This is a genomic window from Aquabacter cavernae, assembly GCF_003993795.1.
Taxonomy (GTDB): domain Bacteria; phylum Pseudomonadota; class Alphaproteobacteria; order Rhizobiales; family Xanthobacteraceae; genus Aquabacter; species Aquabacter cavernae.
The window spans coordinates 217,857-234,471 of record NZ_RWKV01000016.1 but is presented as its reverse complement, the minus strand read 5'-3'; the positions used below and the strand labels follow the sequence as shown (position 1 = coordinate 234,471).

General features: G+C 68.8%; 13 protein-coding genes and 2 riboswitches. All 13 genes read right to left on the bottom strand.

Annotated elements, in window-relative coordinates; all coding sequences use genetic code 11:
- Positions 1–2: 2 nt before the first annotated feature.
- The 13 genes from gcvPB to tesB all read right to left on the bottom strand — a co-directional run bounded on the left by gcvPB (position 3) and on the right by tesB (position 16,548).
- The gene (gcvPB, locus tag EJJ38_RS16830) at positions 3–1,559 is read right to left on the bottom strand and encodes an aminomethyl-transferring glycine dehydrogenase subunit GcvPB (RefSeq protein ID WP_127091339.1); all 1,557 of its coding nucleotides are present in this window, start codon (positions 1,557–1,559) and stop codon (positions 3–5) included.
- 199 nt (positions 1,560–1,758) lie between these two features.
- A complete protein-coding gene (gcvPA, locus tag EJJ38_RS16825) occupies positions 1,759–3,102 on the bottom strand; it encodes an aminomethyl-transferring glycine dehydrogenase subunit GcvPA (RefSeq protein WP_127091337.1) in 1,344 nt (447 codons plus the stop codon).
- Between the two features lie 23 nt (positions 3,103–3,125).
- Complete coding sequence (gcvH, locus tag EJJ38_RS16820; protein ID WP_127091335.1) at positions 3,126–3,503, bottom strand: glycine cleavage system protein GcvH; 378 nt, start codon at positions 3,501–3,503, stop codon at positions 3,126–3,128.
- A gap of 14 nt (positions 3,504–3,517) precedes the next feature.
- Positions 3,518–4,654 carry a glycine cleavage system aminomethyltransferase GcvT gene (gene gcvT / locus EJJ38_RS16815; RefSeq protein WP_127091333.1) on the bottom strand — a complete coding sequence of 379 codons (1,137 nt, stop codon included), beginning with the start codon at positions 4,652–4,654 and terminating at the stop codon, positions 3,518–3,520.
- Between the two features lie 56 nt (positions 4,655–4,710).
- Positions 4,711–4,816, bottom strand: a riboswitch (glycine riboswitch).
- A gap of 2 nt (positions 4,817–4,818) precedes the next feature.
- A riboswitch (glycine riboswitch) is annotated at positions 4,819–4,932 on the bottom strand.
- Between the two features lie 145 nt (positions 4,933–5,077).
- Positions 5,078–5,971 (bottom strand): hypothetical protein, encoded by an 894-nt coding sequence (locus tag EJJ38_RS20495; protein WP_205666200.1) that lies wholly within the window; start codon positions 5,969–5,971, stop codon positions 5,078–5,080.
- A gap of 118 nt (positions 5,972–6,089) precedes the next feature.
- On the bottom strand, positions 6,090–7,442 hold the full coding sequence (locus EJJ38_RS16805; RefSeq protein ID WP_245454296.1) for a M16 family metallopeptidase: 1,353 nt from the start codon (positions 7,440–7,442) through the stop codon (positions 6,090–6,092).
- Positions 7,439–8,803, bottom strand: coding sequence for a M16 family metallopeptidase (locus EJJ38_RS16800; RefSeq protein ID WP_127091331.1), 1,365 nt, complete (start codon positions 8,801–8,803; stop codon positions 7,439–7,441). The genes EJJ38_RS16805 and EJJ38_RS16800 overlap by 4 nt, the downstream gene beginning before the upstream one ends.
- 74 nt (positions 8,804–8,877) lie before the next feature.
- A complete protein-coding gene (locus tag EJJ38_RS16795; protein WP_127091329.1) occupies positions 8,878–9,603 on the bottom strand; it encodes a hypothetical protein in 726 nt (241 codons plus the stop codon).
- Positions 9,604–9,661: 58 nt separating this feature from the next.
- Positions 9,662–10,156 (bottom strand): signal peptidase II, encoded by a 495-nt coding sequence (gene lspA, locus EJJ38_RS16790; RefSeq protein ID WP_127091327.1) that lies wholly within the window; start codon positions 10,154–10,156, stop codon positions 9,662–9,664.
- 3 nt (positions 10,157–10,159) lie between these two features.
- Complete coding sequence (gene ileS, locus EJJ38_RS16785; RefSeq protein ID WP_127091325.1) at positions 10,160–13,213, bottom strand: isoleucine--tRNA ligase; 3,054 nt, start codon at positions 13,211–13,213, stop codon at positions 10,160–10,162.
- A gap of 358 nt (positions 13,214–13,571) precedes the next feature.
- The gene (locus EJJ38_RS16780; protein ID WP_127091323.1) at positions 13,572–15,056 is read right to left on the bottom strand and encodes an ammonium transporter; all 1,485 of its coding nucleotides are present in this window, start codon (positions 15,054–15,056) and stop codon (positions 13,572–13,574) included.
- A gap of 29 nt (positions 15,057–15,085) precedes the next feature.
- Entirely contained in the window at positions 15,086–15,424 is a 339-nt protein-coding gene (locus tag EJJ38_RS16775) for a P-II family nitrogen regulator (protein WP_127091321.1), read from the bottom strand.
- Positions 15,425–15,678: 254 nt separating this feature from the next.
- A complete protein-coding gene (gene tesB / locus EJJ38_RS16770; RefSeq protein WP_127091319.1) occupies positions 15,679–16,548 on the bottom strand; it encodes an acyl-CoA thioesterase II in 870 nt (289 codons plus the stop codon).
- Between the last annotated feature and the right edge of the window lie 67 nt (positions 16,549–16,615).

The window sequence follows — 16,615 nt, the reverse complement described above, 5'->3', positions numbered from 1 at the left end:
CGCTATTCCGCGGCGCGTGGCACCGGCGCGGGACGAGTCCAGCGCAGGACGGGGGAGCGGGCGGCCCGCGTCTCGTCCAGGCGACGGCGAGGCGCGTAATAAGGCGCGCCCTGGAAACGGTCCTTGTCCCCCGCCTTGGCGGCCATGGCGAGGTCGCGCAGCGCGCCGATGAACAGGTCGAGCGACGCCTTGCTCTCGCTCTCCGTCGGCTCGATGAGCATGGCCCCGTGCACCACCAGCGGGAAATAGACCGTCATGGGGTGGTAGCCCTCGTCGATCATGGCCTTGGCGAAGTCGAGGGTGGTGAGCCCCGTCCCCTCCAGCCAGGTATCGTCGAACAGCGCCTCGTGCATGGCGGGGCGTTCGGCGTAAGGCGCGCTCATGAGGTCCATGAGGCAGGCGCGGATGTAATTGGCCGAGAGCACCGCATCTTCCGACGCCTGCTTCATGCCGTCCGCGCCGTGGGAGAGCATCCAGGACAAGGCGCGCACGAACATGCCCATCTGCCCGTGGAAGGCGCTCATGCGCCCGAGCGACGTACCACCCTCGTCCTGCTCCTTCAGGTGCAGTCCGTCCGCGTCCGCCACCAGCGCCGGAACCGGCGCGAAGGGGGCGAGCGCGGGAGAGAGCACCACTGGACCCGCGCCCGGCCCGCCGCCGCCATGGGGCGTCGAGAAGGTCTTGTGCAGGTTGATGTGCATGGCATCGACGCCCAGGTCGCCGATGCGCACCTTGCCCAGGATGGCGTTGAAATTGGCGCCGTCCGCGTAGAAATACGCGCCCGCCTCATGCACCGCCGCCGCGATGGCCACCACGTCCCGCTCGAACAGGCCGCAGGTGTTGGGGTTGGTGAGCATGAGGGCGGCGACGTCCGGCGTCAGCGCCGCCTTCACCGCCTCGGCGTCCACGGTCCCGTCCGTGCGGGCGGGGATGGACCTCACCTCATAGCCCAGCAGCGCGGCGGTGGCGGGGTTGGTGCCGTGGGCGCTCTCGGGCACCAGCACCACGGAGCGCGCCTCGCCCTTGGCCGCATGGGCGGCCTTGATGGCCATCATGCCGCAGAGTTCGCCATGGGCGCCCGCCTTGGGCGTGAAGGCCACGGCCGCCATGCCGGTCAATTCCAGCAGCCAGCGGTTCAATTCGGCGATGACGCCCAGCGCGCCCTGCACGGTGGAGACCGGCTGGAGGGGATGCACGTCCGCGAACCCGGCGAGGCGCGCCATGCGCTCGTTGAGGCGGGGATTGTGCTTCATGGTGCAGGAGCCCAGCGGGAACAGGCCGCTGTCGATCCCGTAATTCATGCGCGAGAGGCGCACATAATGGCGCATGGCCTCCGGCTCGGCGAGGCCGGGCAGGGGCAGGGGGGCGGTGCGCTCCAGCCCGCCGAGGCGGGGAGAGAAGGCCTCCGGCTCCTCCAGATCGATGCCCGTCACCTCGGCGCGGCCGATCTCGAACAGCAGGCCCTCTTCCAAGTCCAGCGCCCGGTTGCCGGTGAAGGTGGTGGGGGCGGGGGACAGGGTGTCCATGGGCGCCGTCGCGCCACGTCCTTCGCGGTTCATGGGCGAACCTCCTGGCATGCGGTGACAAGGGCAGCGTCCGCGCGCGCCCGGATTCCCTCTCCCGCTTGCGGGGGAGGGCTAGGGAGGGGGAAAGGCCGGAACGAAAGGGATGACGGCCCGCAGGCGGGGAGGGCGCAGGCCCGCTCCCCCTCCCTCCCCCGCAAGCGGGAGAGGGGGCGCGTCGCGTCGAGGGGCGCCGTCATGCCAGCACCTCCTTCAGCGCGGCGGCATAGGCCATGCGGTCGTCTGCCGTGGTGGTCTCCGTGGCGGCCACGAGGATGAGATCGTCGAGCCCGGCCTCGGGCGCGAGGCGGGAATAGGGGACGCCGCCCAGGATGCCCTTGGCGGCCAGCGTCTCCACCACGTCCGCCGCCGAACCGGGCACGCGGATGGTGAATTCGTTGAAGAAGCTGGAATTGAGCACCGCCACGCCGTCGAGCGCGGCCAGCTTGTCCGCAAGGTCGCAGGCGGCGGCGTGGTTGAGGCGGGCAAGCCGCGTCAGCCCCTTTTCGCCCAGCAGCGACAAGTGGATGGTGAAGGCCAGCGCGCAGAGGCCGGAATTGGTGCAGATGTTGGAGGTGGCCTTCTCGCGGCGGATATGCTGCTCGCGGGTGGAGAGGGTGAGCACGAAGCCGCGCCGCCCTTCCGCATCCACGGTCTCGCCCGCGAGGCGCCCCGGCATCTGGCGCACGAATTTCTGGCGCGTGGCGAACAGGCCCACATAGGGACCGCCGAAATTCAGCGCATTGCCGATGGACTGGCCCTCGCCCACCACGATGTCCGCGCCCTGGGCGCCCGGCGGCTCCACGAGGCCCAGCGACACCGCTTCCGTGAACACGGCGACGAGCAGCGCGCCCGCCGCATGGGCCTTCTCGGCGATGGGCTTCAGGTCCACCAGATTGCCGAACACGTCCGGGCTCTGCACCACCACGCAGGACACCGTGCCGTCGATGGCGCCGAGCAAATCGTCTTCGCCCTGGGGCGCCGGGGGCAGGCTCACCAGAGGCTGCTCCGCATGGGCGCACACCGTGGCGATGGTCTCGCGGTAATGGGGGTGCAGATTGCCCGCCAGCACCGCCTTGTTCCGCTTGGTGACGCGGTGGGCCATGAGCACGGCCTCGGCGGCGGCGGTGGAGCCGTCATACATGGAGGCGTTGGCCACCTCCATGGCGGTCATCTCCGCCACCTGGGTCTGGAACTCGAACAGATATTGCAGCGTGCCCTGGGCGATCTCGGGCTGGTAGGGCGTGTAGGAGGTGAGGAATTCCGAGCGCTGGATCAGATGATCCACGGTCGCCGGCACATGGTGGCGATAGGCGCCCGCCCCCACGAAGAAGGGCACGGAGCCCGCCGGCACATTGCGCGCCGCGAGGCGGGCGAGGGTGCGCTCCACCTCCAACTCGCTCTTATGGAGCGGCAGGTCGGGCAGCGCGGCGAGGCGCTTGTCCGCCGGAATGTCGGCGAACAGCTCGTCCACCCCGGCCGCGCCGATGCGGGCAAGCATCTCGGCGCGGTCCTCGGGGGTCAAAGGGAGATAGCGCATGATGCGGGCTTGGCTCCGGGATCTCAGGAAATGGTCTTGAGGAAATCCTCATAGGCGGCGGCGCTCATGAGGCCGTCCAGTTCGGCGGGGTTGGTGAGGCGCACCTTCAGGAACCAGCCGGCGCCTTCCGCATCCTCGTTCACCGTGGCGGGCGTGCCTTCCAGCGCGCCGTTTACTTCCACCACTTCGCCGGAGACGGGCGCGAACACTTCGCTCGCGGCCTTCACGCTCTCCACAACGGCCGCTTCCTTGCCCTGGGCCACCGTGTCGCCAACGCCCGGGAGTTCGACGAAGACCACGTCGCCGAGCTGCTCCTGGGCATAGTGGGAAATGCCGATGACGGCGATGTCGCCCTCGATCCGCACATATTCATGGTCCTTGGAATAACGGATCTCGCTCATACCTTCCCCCTCTTTCAGGAATTGCGGGCGTAGCGCGGGGCCACGAACGGGACGTGACAGATGGTGGCGGGCAGCGGCTTGCCGCGCACCATGAGTTGAACAACGGTGCCGACTTCCGCCAACGCGGCGGGCACATAGCCCATGGCCAGCGGGCCGCCGAAGCTGGGTCCGAAGCCGCCGGACGTGACGATGCCCACCACGGCCCCGTCATGCACGATCTCGGCGCCCTCGCGTGCGGGTGCGCGGCCTTCGGGCTTCAGGCCGACACGCACCCGCGCGGCCCCCTCGGCCAGCTCGCGCTGGATGCGCGCCGCGCCGGGAAAGCTACCTTCCTGGCGGCGCCGCTTCTGGATGGACCAGGCGAGCCGCGCCTCGATGGGCGAGGTGGTGGTGTCGATGTCGTGGCCGTAGAGGCAGAGCCCGGCCTCCAGCCGCAGGCTGTCGCGGGCGCCGAGGCCGATGGGCTTCACGCGGCTGTCGGAGAGGAGATGGCTCCACACCTTCTCCACCGCGGTAGAGGCGACCGAAATCTCGAAGCCGTCCTCGCCCGTATAGCCCGAGCGCGAGATGTGGCAGGGCACCCCGTCCAGAGTGGCAGAGGTGGCGCCCATGAAGCCCAACTCCCCAGCTTCCGGCGCGTGGGGCGCGAGCACGGCGGCGGCGTCGGGCCCCTGGAGGGCGATCAGCGCCAGTTCGTCCTTGGGCACGAGGCGCACCGTGGCAGGCAGGCGGGCGCGCAGATGGGCGTAGTCCACCTGCTTGCGGGCGGCGTTCACCACCAGGAACAGCGTGCCGTCCAGGCCCGGGTCCAGCGGGCGGGTGACCATGAGGTCGTCGATGATCCCGCCCTCGTCGGTGAGCAGCTGGCTGTAGCGCTGCTGGCCGAGCTTCAGGTTGAGGATATCGGCGGGGATGAGGGTCTCCAGGGCAGCGGCGACGGCCGCGTGGGAGGCGCCGATCAGCAGCGCCTGGCCCATATGGGAGACATCGAACAGGCCGGCATGGGTGCGGGTCCAATTGTGCTCGGCCAGGATGCCGTCAGGATATTGGACCGGCATGTCATAGCCGGCGAACGGAACCATGCGTGCGCCGAGCGCCACATGGGCGTCGTGCAGTGCGGTGCGCAGGGAGGGAACGGTTTGGTCGGTCATTCCGGGACATCCTGGGTCGCGCCTTAGGGACCGGACCTTTCGGTCCGGGGGCGCCCCCTCTGTCACCGGAACCTGAGAGATTTCACGCGGACCCGCAAGACGGTATCCGGCTTACTCCTTCGGTGAGCGCCAGGGCATAGCCCTGCCACTGCTTTCCAGAGGCTCGTCCCCCTGCGGCCCTTTTGCCTGAGCGGTTCCGGGGCGGTTGCGCCTTCGGCGCCGGCCTCATTCCGAAAGGCAAGCCTTCCGGAACAGCCGGTCTCTCCCGCAGGGATCGTCCGATAGCCGCAGGCCCAGCCTCAAAGCCGAGCCTCCGACGCGCAGGAGCATAGAAGAATGCCGCGCCGCGTCAACGCGGCGCGGCATTGGATCACCGCTAAAATTGGAACAGTGCCAGACGCGTACGCCCGGTGGGGCGCCCGCTCATTGCGCCGCGGGGGGCGGGCCGAACGTGGAAGGCGGCGGGCCGAACGTGCCGGCGGGCGCGGGCCCGAACGAACCGGACGCGGCGGCGGGAGCCGGGGCCGGGGCGGGGGCTGCGGGCGCGGCTGCGGCAGGCGGCGGTGCCATGGCCGGAGCGACCGCGGCCGGGGCCGGGGCGGCGGCCGGAGCGGCGCTTGCTGCGGGCGCTGCGGGACGCGGCGGCCGCGGGCGCGCCGGGCGCTGCTCGGGCGTGCCCTTGGGATCGAAGCCCACATAGACGATGTAGCGCTCGATCTCGGCGGGGGTGGTCACGGGGAAGGAGATGGTGTCCTCAACCACGGAGAAGGTGATCTGGCCTTCATCGGCCGGAACATTGACCGGCACGTTGAAGAACTTGGTGAGGATGGTCTTGGGCGCGGGCCCTTCCTGCACCACGGCCACGCGGATCGGCACATTGACCGCGCCCGGCGAGCCCTTGTCGCCCAGCAGCACGCGACCCTCGATGCCCACCTTCATGGTCATGGTGCGGCTGGCCGCATCGATGGAGCATTCGCGGGCGAGATTGCTGATGGAGCCCTGGTAGCGCAGGCCGCCGCCGGCGGCGGGAACCTGCCAGGCCGAGGCGCCGGAACGCACATCCACCATGGGGCAGGAGAATTCGATGGCATCCGGGCCGGAACCCAGCGTGAGCGGCTGGGGGCCGCGCGGCGCGGAACCGCCGACGCCCGCCACCGCCTGATCGGAGATGCGCTGGCCGCCCGTGACGGGGTCCACATCCACGCCCGGAGCGCCGAACAGGCCCTGGGAATTGCCGCCGCAGCCGGCAAGCATCACCGCCAGCGCGGCTGGCGCCAGCACGCGGCAGAGCGAGGACGCAGAGGACGGCAACCACATGACGGAACTCCCAATCCGACGGACATGCCGGATTTGTATAACAGACTGTTAACGGCCCCTGCAGTCGGCAGAGGCCGTTGCGGCGGGACTATCGTCTCGCATGGTTAAGGCGCGAAGATCAGCCGCCGGACAGCCCCTGGGGGCGGCCCACCACCACGGTGAGGGCATCCTTGGCATCGGTGAGGCGCTTGGCGGCTCGCTTCAGATCGTCCAGCGTCACCGCCTGGATGAGGGCGTTGCGCTTGTCGATATAGTCGATGCCGAGATCGTCGATCTGGATCTGGAGCAGTTGCCCCGCCACCTTCGAGGAGGTGTCGAAGCGCAGGGCGTAGCTGCCGGTCAGGTAGCTCTTCGCCTCGTCCAGCTCTTCCTTGGTGGGGCCTTCGGCGAGGATCTTGGCGAATTCCTCGCCGATGATCCGGATCGACTCGCCCGCTCGCTCGTTCTTGGTGGCGGTTCCGGCGAACCAGAGGCCCGCATGGTCGAGCGCCACCTGGTAGGAATAGACCGAATAGGCAAGTCCACGGGCCTCGCGCACTTCCTTGAACAGGCGCGAGGAGAAGGCGCTGCCGCCCAGGATGTGGTTCAGCACATAGGCCGGGATGAAGTCCTTGTCCTGGCGCTTCAGGCCGGTGGAGCCCATGAGCACCACGGACTGGGGCACATCCAGCGGCACCACGTCCACCGTCCCGATGCCCTTGGGGGCCACGTCGGTGATGGGGACGAGATCGGCCTTGGCGGGCAGGGCGCCGAACACATGGTCCAGCACGCGGCCGAGATCCTCGGGGCTGATGTCGCCCACCACGGCCACCTTGAGATTGTCGCGCGCCATGGTGCGCTTGGCGAAGGCGGCGAGGTCCTCGCGGGTGATGGTGGGAACGGTCGCAAGGCTGCCGTCCACCGGGCGGCCATAGGCGTGGTCCGGGAAGGCGCGGGCGAACCAGGTCTCGCTGGCGATGGAATTGGGGTCCGTGGAGCGGCGGCGCAGGGCGGCGAGCTGGGCGGCGCGGATGCGCTCCACCGCCTCCGTGTCGAAGCGCGGCTGGGTCACGGCGAGGCGCAGCAGGTCGAAGGCCGCGTCCTTGTTCTCCGAGAGGGTGCGCAGCGAGCCGCGCAGATCGTCCCGGTTGGCGTCGAAGCCGATTTCCATGGCCTTGTCGGCCACCGCCTGATGGAAGGCGGCGGCGGTCAGGTCGCCCGCGCCTTCATCCAGCAGCGAGGCGGTGAGGCTGGCGATTCCCGGCTTGCCCTTGGGATCCTGGGCGGCGCCGCCCATGAAGGCGAATTCCATGGCGATGAGGGGCAGCGTCTTCTCGCGCACCAGCCACGCCTCGATCCCGCCGGGGCTGACGACGCGGGTGATCCGGGTCGTCTGGGATTGCGCCACGCTCGGGGTAACCAGGGAAAGGGCCATGATCATGAACACCAGAAAGAAGCCGCTCAGGCGGGCGAAAATAGCGGGCGCCGTCACGAACGGTTCTCCGGCGCCTTGGCGGGGGTCTTTTCAGGCGCCGGCGCGGGCGCGGTCAGGTAGCCGGTCACGGCGCGGTCCAGGGTGAGATAGCGGCGCGCCGCTTCCTTCACCTCGTCCGCCGTCACAGCCTTCACTTCGTCCGGCCACGCATTCACCTTGTCCGCCGATATGCCGGTGGCCCAGGCCGCGCCATAGATGCGGGCGAGCGTCGCCTGATTGTCGCGGGCATAGATAGCGTCGGCGGTGAGGCGGGTCTTGGCGCGGGCCAGCTCCAGCTCGTCCGGCCCTTCGGCGGCGAGCTTGGCCACCACGCCGTCCATGGCGCCTTCCAGCTTCTCCAGCGTCACGCCCGGCAGGGGCGCGGCGGAGACGCCGAAGCGGGTCGCGTCATAGGACGTGCCCTGGTACCAGGCGCCCGCTCCGGCGGCGAGGCCCTGGTCCACCACCAGCGAGCGATAGAGGCGGCCGGTCTGGCCGCCGCCCAGGATCTGGGCGGCAAGGTCCAGCGCGACCGCCTCGCGGCCCTCGCCGGTGCGGTAGGAGGGCACGAGATAGGAACGCTGCACCGTGGGCTGGGCGACGCGCGGGTCGGTCAATTCCACGCGGCGGTGTGCCTGCGGCTCGGGTTCCTGCGGGCGGGCACGGGGCGGGGTGTCGGCGCGCGGAATCTGGCCGTAGGTCTTCTCCGCCAGCGCCTTCACCTGCGCGGGGTCCACATCGCCAGCCACCACCAGCACCGCATTGTTGGGCGCGTAATAGCGGCGATAGAAGGCGAGGGCGTCTTCCCGGTTCAGCTGCTTGATCTCATGCTCCCAGCCGATGATGGGGTGCTGGTAGGGATGGTTCATGTAGCTGGTGGCCTGGAGCGCTTCCGACAGGCGCGCGCCGGGATCGTTGTCGGTGCGCATGCGGCGCTCTTCCAGCACCACGTCCCGCTCCGGCAGCACCACCTCGTCGGTGAGCTTGAGGCCGGTCATGCGGTCGGCCTCGAAGGTCATCACCTTTTCCAGGTGCTCCTTGGCTACCCGCTGGTAATAGGCGGTGTAGTCGTAGGAGGTGAAGGCATTCTCCTGCCCGCCCAGGCGCGCCACCTCGGCCGAGAACTGCCCTGCGGGCGCCTTGTCGGTGCCCTTGAACATGAGATGTTCGAGGAAATGGGCGATGCCGGACTTGCCGGGCTGCTCGTCGGCCGAGCCCACCTGATACCACACCATATGGGTGGCGACCGGCGTGCGATGGTCGGGAATGACCATGACCTTCATGCCGTTGGCGAGTTCGAACTGGCTGATCTCGGGCCCCGCGGCGTGGGCGTCGGAGAGGGCAGCCGAGGCGGAAGCGGCGGCAATGATGGCGGCCATGGCAAAACGTCTCATAGTCACGATGTCGGAATTCCCTCCAGCCCCGGCGCGGCCGATGAACGGCCGCGCGGCGATCAGTTGCGGGTGCTGGTGTTCTGCATGTCGAAGAAGGACGGCAGCTTGAAGGCTTCCTGCTTCTTCTCGACCGTACCGTAGGGCGCATTGGGCGCGGGCGTCTGGTAGCCGGGCGGCGGGTCGATGAGGGTTTCGCGGGTCGGCTCGCCGGTGAAGGTGAGCGGCTTGTCTTCGGTGAAGCCGCCGTTCAGGCCCTTGGTCCAGCCGAAGAAGCCCAGTTCGCTGGGCATCAGCTCGTCGCGGCCGCGCTTGTCGGCACCCACGGGCGCGCCATTGGTGACGCTGGCGGTGGGCTTGTGGCGCACATTGTTGAGCTGGGAGGGCAGCAGGGGCTGGCCGCGCTGGTCGATGCCGTTCAAGCCCACGGGCGTGCGGTCCTCGGCATTGGCGGCCTGCGCGCGCAGGACGTCCGGATCCTTGGGCCAGTTGGGATTGGTAGCCGCCGCACCCGCCTTGGGGGCGGGCAGGACGCCCGAGGCGCCGACGCCGGGCGGGGGCACCACGAGGGGCGCGCGTTCGCGATACTGGATCGGCGACTTCTCGTCGGGCACCAGGCCGATGGCGCTGAACACGTTGCGGAAGAAGTCGCCGTCGCCTTCCTGCGCGGCGGCAGGCAGCGGAGCAAGGGCGAGCCCGCCCATCAGCACCAGGCCGAGAGAAGCGGCGGGGGCCGCACGCAGAAGGCCGCGACGGTGTCCGCGGCCCATGAAGCCAAACCGTGTCATGTTCACCCTCATGGGTTGTTCCTCGGGACCCGCGCTCGGCGCCACCCGCTCTCAGGCTCTAACGGCTGACGTCCGAGGGCGGCGTTTTTGAGGCGCGCGTAAAGAGTGCATCATAAAGGAGCACGATCACGCCCACAACGACGGCCACATCGGCGATGTTGAACACGTACCAGCGCAGGCCGAAGGCGTGCAGCGAGATGAAATCGAACACCGCGCCATAGACCAGCCGGTCCACCGCATTGCCCAGCGCGCCGCCGATCAAAAGGCCGAGAGCGATGGCCTCCAGGCGCCGCGACGTGCGGGCGAGCCACGCCGCGAACAGGACCGCCGCCACCACCTTGATGGCCAGCAGCACCCAGCGCCCGGTCTCGCCCTGGGGGAACAGGCCGTAGCTGATGCCGGTGTTCCACAGATAGACGAAGTCCATGAAGGGCAGGATCTGCTGGCCGGGTCCGGTCCAGCTTTCCGACCAGCGGAGCACGGCGAGCTTGCTCCCCTGGTCCAGGGCCAGCACCAGGAAAGCCGTGAGGAGGCCGAGGAGAAGGGGCGGCATGGGCTACTCCGCAGCCGCGCGGGCGGCCAGCTCGCGCAGCGCCAGGGCGTCGCGCGGGGTCACGTCGGGATAATCGGGATCCTCGCCCACATCGGCCGAGATCTTCCAGGAGCGGGCGCACTTGCGCCCCTCGGCACGCGCGGGGACCACGGCGACGCCGGGCACATCCTCCAGCCGGAAGGCGCCCTCGGGCCCGGCATCGGTCCGCAGCTCAAGGCCGCTGGTGATGCACACTTCCGCCAGATCCACCCCGTCCAGGGCCGCCAGCAGGTCCGCGTCGGTCACATGGACCACGGGCGCCGCCTCCAGGGAGGAGCCCATGCGCTTGGCCGCGCGCTCCACTTCCAGCGCGCCCAGCACCACGCGGCGCACCTGACGCACCTTGCGCCATGTGTCCGCCAGCGCGTCATCGCGCCATGCGGCGGGCGTCTCGGGGAAGGTGAGCAGGTGCACGGAGGCGTCCGTGCCGCCGGTGCGGGCGAGATAGGTTTCCTCGCAGGTGAAGCACAGGATGGGCGCGAGCCAGGTGACGAGGCGGTTGAACGTCTCGTCCAGCACCGTGAGGCAGGCGCGCCGCGTCACCGAGGAGATCGGGTCGCAATAGAGCGCATCCTTGCGCACGTCGAAATAGAAGGCCGACAGCTCGCTGGTCATGAAGGCCGTGAGCAGCGCGTGGACCTTCTTGTAGTCGAAGGCGGCATAGGCGGCGCGCACCTGCCCGTCCAGCTCCTGCAGGCGGTGCAGGATGAGCCGCTCCAAAGCGGGCATGTCCGCGAAGGCCACCCGCTCCGAGGCGCGGTAGTGGTGCAGCGAGCCCAGCAGCCAGCGCAGCGTGTTGCGCAGCTTGCGATAGGTGTCGGCGGTGGTCTTGAGGATTTCCGGGCCGATGCGCAGATCGTCCGAATAGTCTGAGGCGCAGACCCACAGGCGCAGGATGTCCGCGCCGGAGACCTTGATCACGTCCTGGGGCGAAACCACGTTGCCCAGCGACTTGGACATCTTGCGCCCGTCCTCGTCGAGCACGAAGCCGTGGGTGAGTACCGCGTCATAAGGCGGGCGCCCGCGCGTGCCGCAGCTTTCCAGCAGCGAGGAATGGAACCAGCCGCGATGCTGGTCCGTGCCTTCCAGATACATGACCCGGTCCGGCCCCTCGGGGGCGCGGTCGGCCTTCAGGTCGTCGCGCACCTCCAGGGTGAAGGTGTGGGTGGAGCCGGAATCGAACCAGACGTCGAGGATGTCGTCCACCTTCGACCAGCCTTCGGCCGCGCGGTCACCCAGGAAGCGCGCGCGGGCGCCGTCCTTGTACCAGGCGTCGGCGCCCTCCGCCTCGAAGGCGGCGGCGATGCGGGCATTCACGGCGGCGTCCTTCAGGATCTCCACCTCGCCGTCGCCCTTCTCCTTCACGAAGACGGCGATGGGCACGCCCCAGGCGCGCTGGCGGGAGACCACCCAGTCCGGACGGTTGGCGATCATGCCGGTGATGCGGTTCTCGCCCGCTTCCGGCACCCACTGCACCGTCTTGATGCCCCAGAGCGCGCGCTCGCGCAGGGTGTCCGACGCATTGCCCGGCAGGGTCGCGGGGCGCGGCGCGGGGCCGCCGTCCGCATTGCGGATGTCCTGGTCCATGGCGATGAACCATTGGGGCGTATTGCGGAAGATGACCGGCTTTTTGGAGCGCCAGGAATGGGGGTACTGGTGCTTCAGGCGCCCGCGCGCCAGCAGGTTTCCGGCGGCGACCAGAGCTTCGATCACCGCCTTGTTGGCATCGCCCGTCTCGCCCTTTTCGGTGATGACGCGCTTGCCCGCAAAGCCGGGGGCCTGGGCCGTGTAGAAGCTGTCCTCGTCCACCGGATAGGGGATGGCGGGATTGATGCCGCGCTCTTCGAGCCAGCGCCGGTTCTGGGTCCAGATCTCGAAGTCCTCGCGCCCATGGCTGGGCGCGGTGTGCACGAAACCGGTGCCCGCATCGTCGGTGACATGGTCGCCGTCGAGGAGCGGGACCTTGAAGTCGTAGCCCATGGCCGCGAGCGGGTGGGCGGTGACGAGGTTCGCGAGCACGTCCGCAGGGACGTCACCAAGGCGGGTGAAGGCGGTGGCGCGGGCGGTCTTGAACACGTCCTCGGCCAGCTTGTCGGCCAGGATCAGCTTGTCGCCCACCTTCGCCCAGTTATCGGCCGGCGCGTCCGTGACCTCATAGAGGCCGTAGGAGATTTTGGACGAGAAGGAGATGGCGCGGTTGCCCGGCAGCGTCCAGGGCGTGGTGGTCCAGATGACCACCGAGGGCTGTTTGCCGGCCAAGCTGGCCAAAGCCAAGCCCTCTGGCGTCATCTTTGCCCCGTCCCGCACCGGATAGAGCACCGGAAACTTCACCCACACCATGTCCGACTGGTGGTCGTGATATTCGACCTCCGCCTCGGCCAAAGCGGTCTTCTCCACCACCGACCACATGACGGGCTTGGAGCCGCGATAGAGCAGGCCGTTTTCCGCGAACTTGATGATCTCGCGGGCGATCTGGGCTTCGCCGGCGAAGCTCATGGTCATGTAGGGATGGTCCCAGTCGCCCTCCACGCCGAGCCGCTTGAACTCCGCGCGCTGCACGTCCAGCCAGTGCGCGGCATAGGCGCGGCACTCCTGGCGGAAGGCGATCATGGCGGCCGAATCCTTCAGGTCCGGCTTGGACTTGCCCTTCTTGCGGTAATTCTCTTCCTCGATCTTCCACTCGATGGGAAGGCCGTGGCAGTCCCAGCCGGGCACATAGTTGGAATCGTGGCCCAGCATCTGCTGGGAGCGCGTCACCACGTCCTTGAGGATCTTGTTGAGCGCGTGGCCGATATGGATGTTGCCGTTGGCATAAGGCGGGCCGTCATGCAGCACGAAGCGCGGGCGGCCGCGCGCCACGTCCCGCAGGCGCTCGCGCAGCTTCATGTCCGCCCAGCGGGCCAGCAGTTCCGGCTCCTTCTGGGGCAGGCCCGCGCGCATGGGGAAGGCGGTCTGCGGCAGGAACAGGGTCGCGGAATAGTCCGTGGACGGGGTTTCGGACGGCGTCTTGTCGGTCATGGATCGAGGCTCGGATGAGGGGTCGTCGTCGCGGCGGCGCAATACCCGGCCTGTCCCGCGCGCGTCAGGCGCGCCGGCGGGGGGCCGGGCCGGTAATTCGCTGCGCCGCGCTGCGCGCCTTGAGGATGAAAAAGGCCATGCCGGGCTTCTAGCAGGCGGGCGGCCAACAAGAAAGACCGTGCGGACGGGCCCCGCGCCGCTCCGGCGCGGGGATGGCGGTGTCCGGAAGGCCCCGCCTGGACTGTCCGCGCCCGGAAGACCGGCCCTAAACGGCCAAGGCCCCGGCGTTTCCGCCGAGGCCCCGACTTCCCCTCTTTTTATCTTGGAACGGGCCGGGGATGTCCCCGGCCCGGAGACCTCACGAGTGGTAGGCGCGCTCGCCGTGCTCGGTGATGTCGAGACCCTCGCGCTCCTTCTCCACCGACACGCGCAGGCCGACGACCGCGTTGACGATGAAGAAGAGGATGGCCGAGCCGATGCCCGAGAGCAGGATCGTCACGCCCACGCCCTTGAGCTGGGCGATGACCTGGGTGGCCATGTTGTACTCGGCGACGGCGCCGGTCGTGTAGTCGAACACGCCGGTGCCGCCGAGCGCCGGGCTCACCACGATGCCGGTGGCGATGGCGCCGAAGATGCCGCCCACGCCGTGCACGCCGAACACGTCCAGCGAGTCGTCGTAGCCGAAGGCATTCTTCACGGTGGTGCAGAAGAAGAAGCAGAGCACGCCGACGATGAGGCCCGAGACCAGGGCGCCCATGATGCCCGCGAAGCCCGCCATGGGAGTCACGGCCACAAGGCCGGCCACCGCGCCGGACACCACGCCCAGCATGGAAGGCTTACCCTTGGCGAGCCACTCGATGATCATCCAGGACAGCGCCGCGCCGCAGGTGGCGAGGAACGTGTTCATCATGGCGAGGGCGGTGAGGCCGTTGGCTTCCAGGTTGGAGCCGGCATTGAAGCCGAACCAGCCGACCCACAGCATGCCGGCGCCGACCAGGGTCAGCGTCAGGGAGTGGGGCGAGAGGGCTTCCTTGCCGTAGCCGGTGCGCTTGCCGATGATGATGCAGCCCACCAGAGCGGCGATACCCGCATTGATGTGCACCACGGTGCCGCCCGCGAAGTCCAGCGCGCCGAACTTGTAGATGAGGCCGGCATCGGCGAGGACCGCGTCGAGGGCTTCCTGGGCAGCGGTCTTGGCGGCGCCGTCAGCAGCGGCGGCGAGCGCCTTGGCGGCGGCATCCACCGCGTCCGGGCCGGCCCAGTACCACACCATGTGCGCCATCGGGAAATAGATGAACGTGACCCAGAGCGGCACGAACAGCACGATGGCGGAGAACTTCACCCGCTCCGCGAACGCGCCGAAGATGAGCGCGGGCGTGATCATGGCGAAGGTCATCTGGAAGGCCACGAAGGCCAGTTCGGGAATGGACACGCCCACCGAGAAGGTGCCCGTCGCCGATTCCGGGGCCACGCCCTTCAGGAACGCCTTCGCGAAGCCGCCGATGAAGTCGGAGCCGCCGGTGAAGGCGAGCGAGTAGCCGTACAGCACCCAGATGATGCCGACGATGGCCACCGAGTAGAACACCTGCATCAGCACGGACAGCATGTTCTTGGAGCGCACGAGGCCGCCATAGAACAGGGCCAAGCCCGGGACGGACATCATCAGCACCAGGCAGGCCGACACCAGCATCCAGGTGGTGTCGCCCTTGTTGATGGCGGGGGCGGCAACAGCCGGAATGGCGTCAGGGGTGGGCGCAGCCGTCTGCGCCAGCACGGGGAGCGAAATCGCCGCCGCCGCGAGAAGGGTGGGCAGTCCCACGCGGGACCAGGTCTTGAGCGTCATGGAAAAAGGCTCCGTCGAATGGGGAAAGCTCAAAGCGCGTCAGCGTCGGTCTCGCCGGTGCGGATGCGCACGGCGTGGTCGATCTGGAAGACGAAAATCTTCCCGTCGCCGATCTGGCCGGTCTTGGCGGCCACGGAGATCGCCTCCACCACCTTGGCGACCTGGTCGGTGGGAACCGCGACCTCGATCTTGAGCTTCGGCAGGAAGCTCACGGCATATTCAGCGCCGCGGTAGATCTCGGTATGGCCCTTCTGGCGGCCGTACCCCTTCACCTCGGTCACGGTGAGGCCGTGAACCCCGATACCGGTGAGGGCGTCGCGCACCTCCTCCAGCTTGAACGGCTTGATAATGGCCATGACGATCTTCATGGATCGGTCCCTGTCCCCTTAGGCCCTCCGCCGGAAAGCGGATCGTGGGCGTTTCTCTGGACCCCGCCGATCGGAACGGTGAATTCCGTGCCATGGCCGCGGGCCTGGGGAAGTCATAATCAAGGACCGTGCCAGACGGGACGGATGGGCAATGTGTACTGCTTATTTTCTCGCCATGGGGTGACTCGCCACGTTGCGGTCGCGGCGGGGCCCAATTTATCGCCTATTTTTTAGGCGACGTGCGCATCTGTCGGTCATGTGGGGGGCACGGGGCGCATCAGGCCTTCCTGTGTCACCGAGGCCACCAGCCGCCCGTCACGGGTGAAGAACTCGCCCCGGCAGAAGCCGCGCGCTCCGAAGGCGGCCGGGCTTTCCTGGACGTAGAGCAGCCATTCGTCGGCCCGGAACCGGCGATGGAACCACAAAGCGTGGTCGAGGCTGGCGCACTGCATGTCCGGGTCGAACACGCTCTTGCCGTGGGGCAGCAGCGCCGCCTGGAGCAAAGAGAGGTCCGAGGCGTAGGTGAGGACCGCCTGGTGCGTCGGCAGGTCGTCGGGCACCGGGCCGCGCACGCGGATCCAGAGGCTGGGCCGGGTGGGCTGGCCGGAACCGCCCAGATAGGGGGAGTCCAGGCTGGTCGGCTTGATCTCCAGCGGGCGCAGGGCCATCCAGCCGCGCACGGCGGACGAGGGGTAGCGGGCCAGCAGTCGCTCGCGCCAGACCTCGTCGCCGGGCAGTTCCTCGGGCATCAGCACCTCCGGCATGACGGACTGGTGCTCGAACCCGTCCTCCTCCACCTGATAGGAGACGGACATGGAGAAGATGGCCCGCCCGTGCTGGATCGCCACCACGCGGCGCGTGGTGAAGCTGCGGCCGTCGCGGATGCGGTCCACGTCATAGACGATGGGCACGGTGGGATCGCCGCCCAGCAGGAAATAGCCGTGCAGCGAATGGGCGACGCGGTCGTCCGGCACGGTGCGGCGGGCCGCCACCAGCGCCTGCGCCACCACCTGGCCGCCGAACACGCGCCCGCCGGCCGGCGAGGCGCTGCGACCCCGGAACAAATTGATCTCCAGGGCTTCCAGGTCGAGGATGTCCAGGAAGGCGGCGACGTGGTCGGTCATGGCGCGGGCTCTGTGGGTGCTGTCTTTGTGGATGGCAGCCGCGACTGGAGCTTGCGGGCACGGCCGC

Excerpts from the sequence above, each read along its gene's own strand:
- gcvH (WP_127091335.1), bottom strand. The coding sequence starts at position 3,503 with ATGAGCGAGATCCGTTATTCCAAGGACCATGAATATGTGCGGATCGAG.
- tesB (WP_127091319.1), bottom strand. The coding sequence starts at position 16,548 with ATGACCGACCACGTCGCCGCCTTCCTGGACATCCTCGACCTGGAAGCC.
- EJJ38_RS16780 (WP_127091323.1), bottom strand. The coding sequence starts at position 15,056 with ATGACGCTCAAGACCTGGTCCCGCGTGGGACTGCCCACCCTTCTCGCG.
- EJJ38_RS16795 (WP_127091329.1), bottom strand. The coding sequence starts at position 9,603 with ATGACACGGTTTGGCTTCATGGGCCGCGGACACCGTCGCGGCCTTCTG.
- gcvT (WP_127091333.1), bottom strand. The coding sequence starts at position 4,654 with ATGACCGACCAAACCGTTCCCTCCCTGCGCACCGCACTGCACGACGCC.
- EJJ38_RS16775 (WP_127091321.1), bottom strand. The coding sequence starts at position 15,424 with ATGAAGATCGTCATGGCCATTATCAAGCCGTTCAAGCTGGAGGAGGTG.
- EJJ38_RS16800 (WP_127091331.1), bottom strand. The coding sequence starts at position 8,803 with ATGGCCGCCATCATTGCCGCCGCTTCCGCCTCGGCTGCCCTCTCCGAC.
- gcvPA (WP_127091337.1), bottom strand. The coding sequence starts at position 3,102 with ATGCGCTATCTCCCTTTGACCCCCGAGGACCGCGCCGAGATGCTTGCC.
- EJJ38_RS20495 (WP_205666200.1), bottom strand. The coding sequence starts at position 5,971 with ATGTGGTTGCCGTCCTCTGCGTCCTCGCTCTGCCGCGTGCTGGCGCCA.
- lspA (WP_127091327.1), bottom strand. The coding sequence starts at position 10,156 with ATGCCGCCCCTTCTCCTCGGCCTCCTCACGGCTTTCCTGGTGCTGGCC.
- ileS (WP_127091325.1), bottom strand. The coding sequence starts at position 13,213 with ATGACCGACAAGACGCCGTCCGAAACCCCGTCCACGGACTATTCCGCG.
- gcvPB (WP_127091339.1), bottom strand. The coding sequence starts at position 1,559 with ATGAACCGCGAAGGACGTGGCGCGACGGCGCCCATGGACACCCTGTCC.